The organism is Desulfosarcina alkanivorans (genome assembly GCF_009688945.1).
GTDB lineage: Bacteria > Desulfobacterota > Desulfobacteria > Desulfobacterales > Desulfosarcinaceae > Desulfosarcina > Desulfosarcina alkanivorans.
The window spans coordinates 792,282-807,546 of sequence record NZ_AP021874.1 but is presented as its reverse complement, the minus strand read 5'-3'; the positions used below and the strand labels follow the sequence as shown (position 1 = coordinate 807,546).

Here is a 15,265-nt window from a genome sequence, read left to right as displayed (position 1 = left end):
CCATGCCGGAAAACAGCCCGATGGTCAGGGTTCACGTCAATATTGAACTGTCTGCGACATCCCTCCAAGCGGTGGTCGCCAACGCAAAAAAGAAAGCCGGTGCAGATGAACGCGGCCGGTATCGGGTGGACACGGCCGATTCGCTGTCGGACCTGATCTCGAAATTTCTTCTGGAAACCGGTTTCGACGAATTTGCCCGCAACCTTGACAATTATTGATGCCCGGATGTCAGGGGCACCGCTGCCCGGTAAAGGGTAACGCTGCCGCGAACCGAATAGGATCCGAGGCTGGCCGGCACCAGGAAGCTGTCCCCTTTTTTCACGGAAAGGCTTTCTCCACGGCCGCCGTGGACGAGCCGGCCCTGGCCGGCGGTGCAAAGGAGAATTTCCACACTTCTCGTTGAAGGTGAGACGTATTCCTTGTCGCGGGTGGTCTCAATGCGCCCCAGAGAAAATTCCTCCGCCGGACAATCGAAGCCGGATTCGCAAGGCCCCAGGGAAACCGGCTCGAGAATCCTGACGGGGGTTTCTGCAAAACGGACCACCCTGAGCAGTTCGGGCACATCCACATGCTTGGGAGTCAGGCCTCCCCTGAGCACATTGTCCGAATTGGCCATCAGCTCGATCCCCACACCACCCAGGTAGGCATGAAGCTGGCCGGCGGGCAGATACATGGCCTGCCCCGGCGACAGGCAGACCAGGTTCATCAATGCCGGACCCAAAATGCCCATATCGGCCGGATAGGCGTGTGCCAGGTCAAGCATCCACCGGTAAACCGGAGATGAATCCGCCCGGGGCGCTGCCCGGTCCAGCACCTCCAGGGCAGCCGCCCGCCGCTGACCGTCAGACAGCGTCATCATGGCCGTGAAAAATGGCTTCAGCCCCTGCTCCCGAGAAGCGGTCATCCCCTGAAGCCCTGCCTCGAGAACCCCGGGACATACGGGAGCCAGCAGCTTGACGGCGGCCGACGCGCTCCGGAACCCGTTCAGGCCCCAGAATGGGGTCAGGGCGCAGATGATTTCCGGCTTGTGGTTCCCGTCCCGATAGTTGCGGTCCGGTGCATCCAGGGGCTTCCCCTCCCGATTCTCCCTTGAGAACCCCGCTTTTGCCTGGGCCTTGCTGGGATGGGCCTGGATGGAAAGCGGCCGGGCGGCCGCCAGCACCTTGAACAGATACGGCAGGGCATTGCCGAAGCGCACGGCGGTTTCGGGGCCCAGGATGTCGTGGGGGTTTCGCTCGATCAACTGCTGCACCGAAATCCGGCCGGCATTCGAAACCACGGAAGACGGGCCTTTGGGATGCGTGCCCATCCACAGTTCCGCCTGGGGCTCAAGTGAGGGGGCGGGCAGCCCGAGCAGATCGGCAATGGCGGTTGTCGATCCCCAGGCATAGGGCTGGATAACATTTTCGAGACGGTAAATGGGCATGATCAATCCTGAATCTTCCCGTCAAAGGGAGGTTTACTAACCGGTGGCCTCTTGGTATACATGGTCCGCTGAATTGCGGGCCATGTATAAATAAATATAGGCGTTACGACCATGAACCTCAAGGTAAATGAGATCTTTTACAGCATTCAGGGGGAATCCGTACATGCCGGTCTTCCCTGCGTGTTCGTCCGCCTGACCGGATGCAACCTGCGCTGCAGCTATTGCGACACCCGGTACGCCTTCCACGACGGCCGCACCATGTCCCGTGCATCTGTCGTCGAGCGGGTGCGGCAATACGGCTGCAGCCTGGTGGAAATCACCGGCGGGGAACCCCTGAACCAGTCGGGAACACCGGCCCTGGCCGGTGCGCTGCTTGAAGCCGGATACACCTTGCTGGTGGAAACCAACGGATCCCTGGACATCGACCGGGTGGACCGCCGATGCAGCCGGATCATGGACATCAAGTGCCCCTCCAGCGGTGAAGAAGCCAGCAACGATCCGGCCAACCTGAAGCGGCTGACCCCAAACGACCAGGTAAAGTTCGTCATCGGCGACCGAAAGGATTTCCTTTTCGCCCGACACATGGTATCCCGCCTGCCGGCATCGCTGCCTCCGGAACGGGTTCTGTTTTCGCCCGTATCCGGTCGTTTGCCCGCGGATCGACTGGCCCGATGGATACTGGACGCCCGGCTGGGGGCCAGGCTTCAGGTTCAATTGCACCGGTTGATCTGGCCCGACCGGGAACGCGGGGTGTAAGCGATTGAATCGCCTTCATATACCGCCAGGTGAACCCAACATGTCAACCCGAGGAACCCCAACGATGAATCCCAATAAAAAAGCCGTCGTCCTGTCCAGCGGGGGCCTGGACTCCACCACGGTGCTGGCCATGGCCCGCAACCGTGGATACACGCTCTACAGCCTCAGTTTTTTTTATGGCCAGCGCCATGATTTCGAGCTTCAGGCCGCCGAAAAGGTGGCTGCGGCAATGGGAGTCAAACGGCATCTGGTCTCCCGGGTGGATCTGAAACCGATCGGCGGCTCGGCCCTGACCGACGACATCGCCGTACCCAAGTCCCGGGCGGAAGCGGATATGGCCGACGCCATCCCCGTCACCTATGTACCGGCGCGAAACACGATCTTCCTCTCCTATGCGCTGGCCTGGGCTGAGGTGCTGGAGGCCTGGGACATCTTCATCGGTGTCAACGCCGTCGACTACAGCGGCTACCCCGACTGCCGTCCGGAATATATCCGGGCCTTCGAAACCATGGCCAACCTGGCTACCAAAACGGCGGTGGAAGGCAAGGGGCGGTTTCACATTCACGCGCCGCTGATCGAAATGACCAAAGCCCAGATCATTCGGGCCGGGACCGACCTGGGCGTGGATTACGGCATGACCCACAGCTGCTATGACCCGACGGCAGAGGGACTGGCCTGTGCCAGATGCGATTCGTGCATCCTGCGCAAAAACGGATTTGCCGCTGCCGGGGTGCCCGACCCGACCCCCTATGCGGCCCCATGACCTGCCGATGCCATCAGGGCAAGCTTCCAGTCCGGTCTGGTGTTCAGCTGGGGCCCGGCTTTTTTACAGACCCGTCGGAAATGCGATGTACACCAAGCGAAACGCTAACATCCTGATATGACAACAAAGTTATTTTTATCTACAGGGCCGCAAAAACCACATTCCATTGGCGCCTGAAGAACCGTTAATCCAAACAGGGTCGTTTTTCGTAAGAGCGGCTTCCATCCGCGATGCAATGGAATGACCGCGGCTGGAAGCCGCTCTTACGCCATTTCGGTTCCTTTCGGATATATGGGCATGTGTGGCCTGAAAAAGCTTTTTACCAAGGCATTGAGGAGAAAAAAATGACAGTCGGTTTGATTCTGGCACTGGCAGTGGCGCTTTTGTTCGGGCTGATCGAGGCGGAGAAAACGGAAAACCCGGTAAGGATCCTGCTGTTCAAGACACCGCTGTCGCTGTTGTTTATCGTTGCCTGGACCATCCAGCCGGTTCAGCACCCGGGCTTTGGCCGCATGGTCCTCTTCGCGTTGCTGTTTTGTCTGGGCGGCGACGTCCTCCTGGCCATCGGATCCCGGAAAGCCTTTCTTTCCGGACTGGTCAGCTTCCTTCTGGGGCACATCATGTACGCCATCGCCTTTTTTCTGGTCGGCACCACCGGGCCGCCCATGGCGGTGGGGATGGTCCTGTTGTTCCTGTCGGCCATCTTCACCTGGCGATGGTTGGCGCCCCATCTGGGCGACATGACGGTTCCCGTGCTGGCCTATATCGTGATTATCAGCATCATGGTCTGCGGGGCATGCGGCATGCTCGGCGTATCGACCCTGCCGTGGGCGGCACGGGGCACCGTTTTTGCCGGTGCCATCCTGTTCTACCTGTCGGATCTTTTCGTGGCCCGCCAGCGATTCGTGGTCAGCGCCCACCTGAATCGGGCGGCGGGGCTGCCCCTGTACTACGCCGCCCAGTTTCTGCTGGCCTTTTCCGCCGCCTGGATTCCCGGGTGAACGGAACGCATTTCGGAAAAAGTGGATTCTGAACGCTGGATCAGCTTCGCCGGCAAGGCACCGGCCGACGCAAAAGCGGAGCCAATCAAAAGTATGTAAGCAGGCTAAGGAGGCCTGTAACGCAGTCGGCGAAGCTTAGACGGCGCTATGGAGCCATTTCTACCAGTCGACCGGTAACCTCACGGTTTGCTTGGCCTTGTTTTTAAACAGCAGGTATCGATGCGCCAGACCGAACCGGTATAAATCCCGGGTAATGGCAACGTCCGAGCGGCAGTATTCGAGAATTCTGGCCATCTTCCCCTCCCGCCACCACTTCAGAGCATCCAGTCCGTCTGCGGTTTTGCCGGTATTGAGGGTGACCGATGCCAGGTGGTCCAGCGATAGCCGGTATCCCAGTTGCGCCTTGACCTTCTCCAGGATGTCCAGGGTGGGAATCCGCCTGAAATCAAGGTCGGTGTAAGCGGAGAGCACCCGGTAATCGAAACGTTTGATGTTGAAACCGACCACCTTGTCCAGTTGCCGGATGTGTTCCAGCAGGGCAGGCACCTGGCCTTCGACGAACTCGTAATAGTCGTCCGTGCGTGAATCATAAAGAACGACGCAGCTCACCCGCATCCGTTCGGCGTGATGCCACCCGCCCACCTCCCGGGCAGACCGCTGGGTCTCGATGTCGAGGACGCCGTAGCTGCCGGGTTCACGGGGCGAATCGGTAACAGGAACAGGTTCATCACCATCGTCGGCGTTCCCCTCAACCATCGGCAGGTGGATGACCTGTCTCGCCGGTGGCGTCGTGCCGGAAATCAGGGCCCTGAGTAAGAACATGGCCGCCGCCTTGTCGATGGGTCGGTTTCCCGAGCCGCATTTGGGCGAATGGACGCAACTGGGACAGCCGGTTTTGCACGGACAGCCCGATATGGCCGCCAGGGTGGCATCAAGCAGCCCGGGGCCATCGGAAAAGGCCTGGGCGCATATCCCGGCGCCGCCGGGCAATCCGTCGTAGATAAAAATTCCGGCGCTTTCCAGCTGGGGATGAAACGGTGTGGAAATGCCCCCCAGATCGTTGCGGTCCGCCAGCACCAGCAGTGGAAAAACACCGATGGCCGCATGCTCAAGGGCATGCAGCCCGCCCATGACATGAACGCGGGCGGTCTGCGCCATGGCGGTCAACCCAGCCGGGACGATGAACCAGAGTCCCTGGGTTTCAAATACCATGGGCGGCAGATCGAGGGGAATCCGTTCAAGCACCTTGCCGGTTCTTGTCTCAATGCGGTCATAGCCGGTGACCTGCTCGGTGACACGGAGTCTGCCGACCGCCATGTTCGTGCCGTAGACCGCCTTCTGATCCATTATATCAAGAATCAATGTATCTTTGTGTGACCGCACCCGGGTGTGAAAATTCACCCGGGTGCGTCTGACATGGATCTTTTTGGTTTCCGGCTCCAGGGCGTCCACCAGAAAAGATTTTCCCCGGTGCAGATAGATGGCGCCGGGATGGGTTTCACGGAATACCCGGAACCCGTCGATTTCACCCAGCCGCGTGTTGTCGGACGCATTGACGATGGTATAACGGGAACCCGCCCCCCGCAGATTCACATGCCGATGCGGATTTTTCATGGGCGAGTAGCAAGTGGTGCCGTCGGCGCTCAGATAGAGCGCGCCGTCGGCCAACAGCTGCCGGAGGCAGCCGTGCACCGCTTCCGGCTGCAGCAGGGGATCGTCCACGGCAAGGGGCAGTTCGGCTGCGGCGCAGGTCAGATGGCGGGACAGGACATCGGGGTTGTAGGGATTGATCACGGCCGCTTCCGGTGGCCGCATCACCAGCTGTTCCGGATTGTTGACAAAAAACTGATCCAGGGCATCCTCTCCGGCCACCATCACGACCGCCGACTCCTGCCCGCTGCGCCCCACCCGGCCGCCGCGCTGCCAGGTGGCCACAATCGATCCGGGATATCCCACCAGCAGGCAGAGATCCAGGCTGCCGATGTCGATCCCCAGTTCCAGCGCACTGGTGGTGATGACCGCCAGCAACTCACCTGAGGCCAGTCTGGATTCGATTTCACGCCGTTCTTCGGGGAGAAACCCGGCCCGATAGGCACTGATCCGATCGGCAAACGGTCCGGACCGGTTTTTTGCCCAGATGGCCAGAAGCTCTGCCAGCTTGCGGGACTGGGTGTAAACGATGGTACGAAGTCCGCGATTCAGGGCCGATTTGAGCAGGGTCATGGTCGCCGCCAGCGGACCGTCCACCGGCTCAATCAGGATTAAATGCCGCCGTCCGGCGCCTGCGGTGCTCTCCGTTACTGTTTCGACAGGCAATCCGGTCAGCTGTCCGGCCAGTTCTTCAGGGTTGGCCACGGTGGCCGAGGTGAAAACGAATGTGGGCGACTGACCATAATGACGGCACATGCGTTGCAGACGGCGGAAGACCTGGGCCATGTGGGAACCCAACATGCCCCGGTACGTGTGTACTTCGTCCACCACCACAAACCGCAACCGTCCGAGCAGGTCGGCCCAGCGTTCGTGATGGGGCAAAACGGAGAGGTGAATCATCTCCGGATTGGTCATCAGCACATGGGGCGGGTTGTCGCGAATTTTCTTGCGCCGGTAGGCCGAGGTGTCGCCATCGTAAATGTCCGCCCGGAAAAGGGTGCCGGGAAGGTGGGCGGACATGCCGTTGATCGCTTTGAGCTGGTCCTGGGCAAGGGCCTTCAATGGGTAGATGAACAACGCGCAGGTCGATGCATCATCAACCACGGCTTCGAAAACCGGCAATGCGTACGTCAGGGTCTTTCCGGATGCCGTGCGGGTGGCCGCGACGGTGTGGATGCCGGCCCGTACCCGGTCGATGGTCTGGACCTGGTGGGCATACAGCCGGTCAATCCCCATCGATCCGAGAAGATCGCCGATCGAAACCGGCCAGGTTTTCTCCGGTTTGCCGAATGTCGGTGCCGCGGGATCAAATTCCCGGTGGTAGACCACCTGCCCGTCGAAACTTCTGGCGTTTTTGAGTGCAGTGACGTAATCATGGACCGGATGGCCGTTTTTCATGGTCGGGTACCCGTGATCTGCCGCAGATGACATTTAATGCGCATATTTTCTTGAAAAACTGAAAAAATACGCTATAGTTAGGCTCATTCGGCCATTGTGGTACGCATCGGTTAACCTTAAGGCAAGAATTGACGATTTCTCACCGAAAATGCGCCCCTCCCCTTGCCGGGGAAGGGCCACTATCGCATGACATCAATTCCCATTTCAAGAGGAAGGCAGCAACGTTGGACGACCCCTTTTTAGCCGGCCCGGATTCCGGGTTATCAGGCAACTGCACGTTTAGTCGCTTTTTCAGTATCGCTTATTCAAACCACCGGCATTGCCATTCTCCGATCGACCCCATCTCGGGGGCAGGAGTCAGCGGATGATGGCGAATCAATTATTCCTGCTTTTTGTCCTGCTGCTGCTTTCCGGTTTTTTTTCATCCGCAGAGACGGCCCTGTTTTCCATCAGCCAGACCCGCGCCAGGCATCTGGCCAAAGACAACATCCGTTCCCATCAGTTGATCAAACGGATGAAGGACGATCCCCATAAACTGCTGACCACCATCCTGATCGGCAACAACGTGGTCAATGTGGCGGCATCGGCCATCGCCACGTCGCTGACCATCGGCATGTCCGCCAATTACGCCGTGGGTCTGTCCACCGGGGTCATGACGTTCCTCATACTGGTTTTCGGCGAGGTGATACCCAAATCCTTTGCCACCCGCAACAACATCATCATTGCCAAGCTGACCATTTTCCCCATTTACTGGATGTCCGTCCTTTTTTTGCCGATCATCCTGTTCCTCAATTTCATTCCCCGCATCACCGGAAAAATGAGCAAAACGCCCTCGGCCACCGAGGAGGAGCTGATCACGTTCGTAGAGGTGGTGGAAGAGCAGGGGGAGATCAAGGAAGAAGAGCGGGAGATGATTCATAACGTTTTTGAACTGGACGACACCAGTACGTCGGAGATCATGACCCCCCGTGCCGACATGTTCGTCGTGGATGCGGACCTCCCGCTTGATTTCAAGGCCATCGCCGAATCGGGGTTTACCCGCATTCCGGTGATCGAAGGCGACATCGACCACGTGGTGGGCATTTTAAACATCAAGGACATCTTCATGCACCAGGCCACGTCGGAAACGCCGGTGAATGTCCGCACCATCATGCGCCGGCCCTATTTTGTTCCCGAGAACAAAAAACTGGACCGCATGCTCCACCAGTTCAAGGCCCGCAAAAACCACATGGCCATCATCGTCGACGAATATGGCGGCGTCTCCGGCCTGATCACCCTTGAAGACGCCCTCGAGGAACTGGTGGGCGAAATCCGTGATGAGACCGACAAAGAGGAGCCGCACATCATCAGCAAAAAAGCGAAAGAATGGATGGTGCTCGGCAAATCTGACATCGATGAAGTCAACGAAAAGACCGGCATGCATATCCCCGAATCCAAGGAATATGACACCTTTTCCGGATACATACTTGACCGAATCGGAAGAATTCCTGAGGAGGACGAAGCCTTCACCATCGACGGCCACAAGGTCGTGGTCAAAGAGATGGACGGCAACCGGATCAAACGTTACCTGGTGCAGGCTCTCGCCGCCCAGGCCGATGGATAGATGCGCCACCCGAAGCCCCCCGTCCAGCACCCGCCAGGGCACGTGGGTTTCAGAGCCGCCCTCCAGTTCTACCTGATCGACTGCACCACTCTGCCCGGAAAGATGACGCATCCCATTGCAAAGCCTGCGGGCACGTCATTTACCAGGAATATGATGGAGGATAGCGCGTTGAACCGATGGCTCCTATGGATGACGATGGTCCTGGCCGCGGGGATCGCCGGCGGGGCCGACGACCATGCGATCCATGTGGGCCGGTTTTCACAGATGGCGCCGGGAGCCCCGTTGACAGGCTGGGAACCGATGACCTTCAGCAAAATAACCTCCCACACCCGCTATGCGCTGGTCGAAGACAACGGCCGAACGGTGTTGCGGGCAGACAGCAGGGCGTCCGCTTCCGGCATGGTGAAAAAAGTGGATCTCGATCCTGCGGACTGTCCGGTGCTCACCTGGGAATGGAAAATCAGCAATACGATTTCAAAGGGAAATGTGAAACAGAAATCGGGGGATGATTATGCAGCCCGGATATATATCACGTTTGCCCGGGACCCGGGCCACCTTTCCTTTTTCCAGCGGGCCAGAACGGGGGCGATTAAAATGCTCTATGGACAGACGCCGCCGGAGGCGGCGCTGGCCTATGTGTGGGGCAACCGGGCCGAGGTCGGATCGGTCCACCCGAGTCCCTATACCGACCGCCTGCAATTGATCGTGGTGGAAAGCGGACCGGATCACCTGGACCGCTGGCGAACGGCCCGGAGGAACATTGCCGATGACTTTGAGCGCGCCTTCGGCACCGACCCGCCGCGCATTTCCGGGATCGCCGTGATGAGCGACACCGACAATACGGGGGAATCGGCCACCGCCTGGTATGGGGATATCGTATTACATCGGAAGATGGCGGACTGATGCCCGAAGTCCGATAAAAAAGCATCGGTGTATTGGTTCCCGGTTCTCCGACCTCCGGTCTTACTTTACCCGCTCCACATACTGTCCGGTTCGTGTATCGATGCGGATCTTCTCCCCCTCGTTGACAAAGGGGGGGACCTGGACCACGTGGCCGGTTTCAAGGGTGGCCGGCTTGGTGGAACCGGCGGCGGTATCCCCTTTTGCCCAGGGTTCCGCATCGGTGATGGTCAGTTCGACGAAATTGGGCAAAGAGACGGCCAGGGCTTTTTTTTCGAACATGAGGACGTTGCAGACGGTGTTTTCCTTGAGCAGGGGTTTGGCGTCGCCCACCTGATCTTCGGACAGGAACTCCTGTTCATAGTTGGCCGAATTCATGAAGCAGTAAGCGCTCCCGTCGAAGTAGAGATATTCCATCTCCACCTCTTCCAGGTTGGCCTCCTTGAATTTCTCACCGGACCGGTAGGTCTTGTCGAACTGCGATCCGCTGATCATGTTCTTCAGGCGGCATTTGTACAATGCCTGCCCTTTTCCCGGTTTGACAAACTCGAACTGGACGACCACATAGGGATCGCCGTCGATCTCTATTTTCAGCCCTTTTCGCAAATCACTGCTCTCGTACATAGGGTTTACCCCTCCCTTGGGAATGTTACATTTTATCTGAGTATGCTTCCATCCAGCCGGCAATGCCATCCCGGTCAAGAGATGGCCGCTGATGTGACTATCGGCAAATCAGCCCTGGTTGATGTCGTCGGCCTTGCGCGCCGCCGATACCAATGCACCGACCCGTGCCGGGTCTTTTTGAAAACGAATGGGGCGGCATTGCTGATCGACGGCATTGGTGCACGTGCAGCTGTCCACGCCGAAGGGACGAACCTGCCGGATGCCGTCGGCCACATTCTCCGGTGACACGCCTCCGGCAAGAACCACCGGAATGCGGCTTACTTCCACCAACCGGGCGGCCACTGACCAGTCACATGTAAGACCGGTAATCCCGACGAAACCGGCTACCGGCTGATCGGCATCGGCGGCGCCCGGCGCACCCGTGATTACCGTATCGGTCAGAAAGAAATCGCTTAGCGGTTCCAGCCTGCCGGCAAGCGACAATACCGCCTCTCCGATGGCCGCCCCCGTTTGCCCGATTGGAATGGAGCGCATGATGCGAATATCCGGGAAACGGGTCCTCACCGCCGCCTGCAGTTCGAGCGCGGCGTCGACCGAATGATCGCCGTTGTCGTTCAGCGCGTCACAAAAATGAACGATATGCGGCCGGTAATAATCCAGGGTGTCGAAAATGGCCTCCGGGTCCTTGTACAGCGGAATCAGGCTGCTGACAGCGCCCATCTGGCGAACCACCGAAACGGTTTCTCGGAGAACCGGGTCGTGGCGGCGGTGTTGCGACGTGACCACGCTGCCAATGTGATCCACCCCCAGCCCGATCATGGCGCGGGCTTCATCCGGGGTCTGGATCTCATAGATCTGGACGATGGTTCCTGGCATTATCCTGAACATTCCTCAATGGTTAAAAACACCGTTCCGCCTCCAACCGGTGGCCGTCACTACCACATTCATTGCGGTTGTGCAAATCGTATCGCCGGGCGCCCATCCCGGGAGGACACCTATAGCCCCGGAAAAAGTATGGATTCGCTCTCCCCGGCCACATCGGGCGCCATGGCGTCCAGAGCCGGCTGAAGCATTTTATGGTAGGTCCGGATGCGATCCACGTAAATGACGGCTTCGTTACCCCGGGCGTATCGATGCGCCAGCGTCCGGTAATATTTTTTCTGCTGAAGCAGCGGGAGCACCGAGCGGACGCCATGCCAGCTGTTTTCCGGCTTTCCCAGCCGACCGGCAAGGATCCTGGCATCCTGGAGGTGCCCGAATCCGATGTTGTAGGCTGCCAGTGCCATGAGGGTTCGGTCTGGCTCGGGAACCGTCTCGCCGACCTGTCGATGCAGACGCCCCAGGTAACGGGCGCCGGCAAAAATGGCGCTCTCCACATCCACCCGGTCTTCCACCCCCATGGCCGCCGCCGTTTCGCGGGTAAGCATCATGATGCCCCGCACACCGGTATAGCTCTCTGCCCGGGGGTTCCAATGGGACTCCTGATAGGCCAGCGACGCCAACAGACGCCAGTCCAGGTCGTATTTGCCGGCCGCCGCTTCGAAGTAGGCCCGGTATTTGGGCAGCCGGGATTTGATCCGCCGGCGGTACCTGGCCAAATCGACGTAATCAAAGGATTCCAGATGGCTGTAGTAGTGATTGACCAGTCCCTTGATCGTTTGCCGGGTGGATTGACGGTCAAACCACCCATTGATGGCCTGCCTGAGCTGGCGATTTCGAGGGTCCGCGGCCCATTTCAGCTGCCGGGGGGATCCCAGGGACAACAGAACGGTCAGTTCGGGATAATAATGATGGTTCATGGACATGATGTTGGAGTCCACCAGCGTCAGGGGCAGTGATCGGTTCCAGACCATCTGGAGTAAGTCTTCAGCGCTGTATTCGTTCAGGATTTTCCAGCTCACCCCTGGCAATGTCCGGCGTAATGATTCCAGGAATTCAATACGGGCACTGCTGCCGGTCATCCAGAGGGTATAGGCTTCAAGGGCTTTCTCGCTGGAGATGTCCGGTCCGCCGCGACGTCCGACCACCAGTTGTTCGACCTCCAGGTATCCCGGCCCCAATGACAGCAGCGAGGCCGTCTGCCCGCCAAAGGGGATGCCGGCGGCAATGATATCCCCCACTCCGGACCTGAGGGCGGCAATCATGTCCGCTTCCTCTTCGATTATCCGTATGCGAAGGGTTACACCGAGTTGATCGGCAAATGCCTTGGCCAGATCATGCTCAAAACCGGCGGGACCATGGGGCCCTTCGTAATAGCAGGCCGAGTTATTGCGGGTGATCAGCACCAATTCGCCCCGGGATTGAAGCGCTTCCAGGTCGTTTTGGGTCAGTTGCCCGTCGCAGCCGGACAGCACCAGGAAAACGCCCACCACGATCGCGAATAACCACCTTATGTCGAACTTGCCTTCGTGCATAGTCAGAGAAACCGGATTCAGGTCCTGTTGCCGCCATGTTGCCCCCGGGTCAGGCGTTCCTGTCGTCACACCGGGAAACCCATTGAAATCGAGCCGGCAACGGTTATAGTCGCTGATGCAATATTTTTCAACCCGACACCCCTTTATCCACAGCCTGGACCGGATGCCGGTCAGTTCCCGGGAGTCCTCCTTGATTTCTTCTCCCGATCCCGGGTCACGGCCGGCGTTTCGTCCGGTTGCCTTTTTCACCCGATAGTGTTATGACCCCGAAAATTGTTTAAATTGTTGAATTATAGAATATTTGCGACGTTTTACCCTGGAGAATACCCATGATTGTCATCATTGATTTCGGCTCCCAGTTCAATCAGCTAATCGCCCGTCGGGTGCGCGAGTGCCGCGTATACTGTCAGATAGAACCCCCGACCGTTACGGCTGAGCAGATCCGCGCCTGGTCGCCCGAAGGCATCATCCTGTCCGGGGGGCCGTCGAGTATCTATGAAAAAAACAGCCCCCGGGTAGATGCCGGCATCTTCAAGCTGGGCATTCCGATACTGGGCATCTGTTACGGAATGCACTTCATGGTGGATACCCTGGGCGGCAAAGTCAAACAGGCCAGCAAACGCGAGTACGGGTTTGCCGCGCTGACCGCCAGGCAGCAAAAAGGCCTTTTTGCCGGTATCGGTAAAGAAACGGTCACCTGGATGAGCCATGGGGATTCCATCGAGACCCTCCCCAAAGGGTTTACCATCAGTGCCTCAACCGCCAATACCAAAGTGGCCGCCATGGCCAGCACCCGTAAAAAATTCTTTGGGGTTCAATTTCATCCGGAAGTGGAACACACCGCCAAAGGGCGCAAAATAATCCGTAATTATCTCTTTGACATCTGCGGCTGTAAACCGTCGTGGACCATGAAATCCTTTGCCCGGGATACCGTCGAACAGATCCGCGAGACCGTGGGGGACAAGAAAGTGATCCTGGGCCTCTCCGGCGGGGTGGACTCATCGGTGACCGCACTTCTGATCCACCGGGCCATCGGCACAAACCTCACCTGTATCTTCGTGGACAACGGCCTGCTGCGAAAAAACGAGGCCGACCAGCTGAAGCGGAAGCTCAAAAGCCACCTGAAAATCAATATCCGTTTTGTCAAGTCCGCCACGCGATTCATCAAGGCCCTGTCCAAGGTGTCCGACCCGGAGCGCAAACGCAAAATCATCGGCAAGGAATTCATGGACGTTTTCGAGGCCGAAGCACTGAAAATAAAAGACGCCGATTTTCTGGCCCAGGGAACCCTCTATCCGGATATCATTGAATCCCAATCAGCCTTCGGGGGCCCCACGTCGGTCATTAAATCCCATCACAATGTCGGCGGCCTGCCTAAAAAAATGAAGCTCAAGCTGGTGGAACCCTTAAAGTATCTGTTTAAGGATGAGGTGCGAAAGCTGGGCAGGACATTGGGCCTCGACGATGATCTGGTGTGGCGGCAGCCATTTCCGGGGCCGGGTCTGGCCATACGGGTCATCGGCGAAATCACCAAAAAACGTCTGGAAGTGCTGCGTGAAGTGGATGCAGTGCTTCAGGAAGAGATTCGCGCCTCCGGTTACTACCGTAAACTCTGGCAGTCTTTTGCTGTTTTGCTGCCTATCAAGAGCGTGGGCATCATGGGAGACGGCAGGACCTATGAAAACATCGTCGCCATTCGGGCGGTGACGAGCAAGGACGCCATGACCGCAGACTGGGCCAGGCTTCCCCACAAGCTTCTGGGAAACATTTCCAACCGGATCATCAACGAAGTGCGGGGTGTCAACCGCGTCGTATACGATATCAGTTCCAAGCCGCCAAGCACCATTGAATGGGAATAGGCAGACGATGATCGAAAAAGACGATAACTCCCGGTTCACGATACGCAGCGGGGACGCGGAGCCGGAATCCATGTACATGGCGGATGCGGAAAATTTGCGTATCGAGAAATTGAGCACCCGGATTACACTCGTGGCGGTTTTGATCCCCTGCCTGCTGGTGATTGTCCTGGCCGTGGCGTACCTGGATATCAAGAACCGGGTCATCAACACCCAAAACACCGGGTCCATGGGAGTCCAGAACCTCTCCAAGGACCTGGAGTCCCGTTTTTCCAACCTTTCTCTCAAACAGGCGAAACTCGACGCCCGGCTTGCGGAGAATACCAACGAGCTGAAAAAGGCCACCGCCGCCCTGCAGGTCAACCTGCAGAAATCGACCGCCGCGTTCAACCGGATCGCCGATGACAAGGCGGACCGGTCCGCCATTAAGGCGGTGACCCAAAAAACGGATGCCGCCATTGCCGCCCTGCAAAAGGACATGGCGGACCTGAACACCGCCTTCGACAAGTTCGACGATGAACTGGCGACCCAGGTTCAACTCATGGCGGATGGTTTGAAAAAGGACCAGGGCCGACTGGCGGCGATCGAAAAAAAATCCCGGCAGCTGGAGTCGGAAAAAATGAGCCGGGAATCCATGAATCTGGCTTTGGGGTTGGAGCGGCTGGGCCTTCAGGAGATGGTCAAGGAGAAAATCCGCGAGGTGGAGAAAAAACTGACCGCCATGCGCAAGCAGGTTGACGCATTGAATCAGCGACTGAATGATCAGGCGGGTCAGGCGTCATCCCCCGTGCCAACTGCATCGGTCTCCCCCCCCCCGCCGGCCGGCAATACCGGTTCTACAGGCATCGAAGAGCAGACGATTGAGTAGCAGAAG

Annotated in this window: 13 protein-coding genes; 8 read left to right on the top strand and 5 right to left on the bottom strand. The window is 58.3% G+C overall.

Going from position 1 to position 15,265, the window contains the following annotated elements; all coding sequences use genetic code 11:
• The first annotated feature begins 2 nt into the window (after positions 1-2).
• Positions 3-218, top strand: coding sequence for a hypothetical protein (locus DSCA_RS03645; RefSeq protein WP_155315138.1), 216 nt, complete (start codon positions 3-5; stop codon positions 216-218).
• On the opposite strand, the gene manA is transcribed toward DSCA_RS03645, so the two are convergent.
• Positions 212-1,426 carry a mannose-6-phosphate isomerase, class I gene (gene manA / locus DSCA_RS03640; RefSeq protein ID WP_155315137.1) on the bottom strand — a complete coding sequence of 405 codons (1,215 nt, stop codon included), beginning with the start codon at positions 1,424-1,426 and terminating at the stop codon, positions 212-214. The genes DSCA_RS03645 and manA overlap by 7 nt on opposite strands.
• A gap of 111 nt (positions 1,427-1,537) precedes the next feature.
• Here manA and DSCA_RS03635 point away from each other — a divergent pair, with 111 nt between their 5' ends.
• From DSCA_RS03635 to DSCA_RS03625, 3 genes are all read left to right on the top strand, one after another.
• Positions 1,538-2,182 (top strand): radical SAM protein, encoded by a 645-nt coding sequence (locus DSCA_RS03635; protein WP_155315136.1) that lies wholly within the window; start codon positions 1,538-1,540, stop codon positions 2,180-2,182.
• A gap of 64 nt (positions 2,183-2,246) precedes the next feature.
• Positions 2,247-2,945, top strand: coding sequence for a 7-cyano-7-deazaguanine synthase QueC (queC, locus tag DSCA_RS03630; RefSeq protein ID WP_155315135.1), 699 nt, complete (start codon positions 2,247-2,249; stop codon positions 2,943-2,945).
• 344 nt (positions 2,946-3,289) lie between these two features.
• Positions 3,290-3,946, top strand: coding sequence for a lysoplasmalogenase (locus DSCA_RS03625; RefSeq protein WP_155315134.1), 657 nt, complete (start codon positions 3,290-3,292; stop codon positions 3,944-3,946).
• Between the two features lie 159 nt (positions 3,947-4,105).
• On the opposite strand, the gene DSCA_RS03620 is transcribed toward DSCA_RS03625, so the two are convergent.
• Positions 4,106-6,994, bottom strand: a complete 2,889-nt coding sequence (locus tag DSCA_RS03620; protein ID WP_155315133.1) for a DEAD/DEAH box helicase — start codon at positions 6,992-6,994, stop codon at positions 4,106-4,108.
• A gap of 364 nt (positions 6,995-7,358) precedes the next feature.
• On the opposite strand from DSCA_RS03620, the gene DSCA_RS03615 reads away from it, so the two are divergent.
• Positions 7,359-8,597 carry a hemolysin family protein gene (locus DSCA_RS03615; RefSeq protein WP_231716367.1) on the top strand — a complete coding sequence of 413 codons (1,239 nt, stop codon included), beginning with the start codon at positions 7,359-7,361 and terminating at the stop codon, positions 8,595-8,597.
• A gap of 168 nt (positions 8,598-8,765) precedes the next feature.
• Positions 8,766-9,500, top strand: a complete 735-nt coding sequence (locus DSCA_RS03610) for a DUF3047 domain-containing protein (protein ID WP_167527586.1) — start codon at positions 8,766-8,768, stop codon at positions 9,498-9,500.
• A gap of 60 nt (positions 9,501-9,560) precedes the next feature.
• Here the strand turns inward: DSCA_RS03610 and efp are convergent, their stop codons facing one another.
• From efp to mltF, 3 genes are all read right to left on the bottom strand, one after another.
• Entirely contained in the window at positions 9,561-10,121 is a 561-nt protein-coding gene (gene efp / locus DSCA_RS03605) for an elongation factor P (protein WP_155315131.1), read from the bottom strand.
• Positions 10,122-10,229: 108 nt separating this feature from the next.
• On the bottom strand, positions 10,230-10,997 hold the full coding sequence (locus tag DSCA_RS03600; RefSeq protein ID WP_167527585.1) for a phosphoribosylanthranilate isomerase: 768 nt from the start codon (positions 10,995-10,997) through the stop codon (positions 10,230-10,232).
• A gap of 119 nt (positions 10,998-11,116) precedes the next feature.
• Positions 11,117-12,784, bottom strand: coding sequence for a membrane-bound lytic murein transglycosylase MltF (mltF, locus tag DSCA_RS03595; RefSeq protein ID WP_155315129.1), 1,668 nt, complete (start codon positions 12,782-12,784; stop codon positions 11,117-11,119).
• Between the two features lie 80 nt (positions 12,785-12,864).
• Here mltF and guaA point away from each other — a divergent pair, with 80 nt between their 5' ends.
• The gene (gene guaA / locus DSCA_RS03590) at positions 12,865-14,394 is read left to right on the top strand and encodes a glutamine-hydrolyzing GMP synthase (protein ID WP_155315128.1); all 1,530 of its coding nucleotides are present in this window, start codon (positions 12,865-12,867) and stop codon (positions 14,392-14,394) included.
• Positions 14,395-14,401: 7 nt separating this feature from the next.
• Positions 14,402-15,259 (top strand): hypothetical protein, encoded by an 858-nt coding sequence (locus tag DSCA_RS03585; RefSeq protein ID WP_155315127.1) that lies wholly within the window; start codon positions 14,402-14,404, stop codon positions 15,257-15,259.
• Positions 15,260-15,265 lie beyond the last annotated feature (6 nt).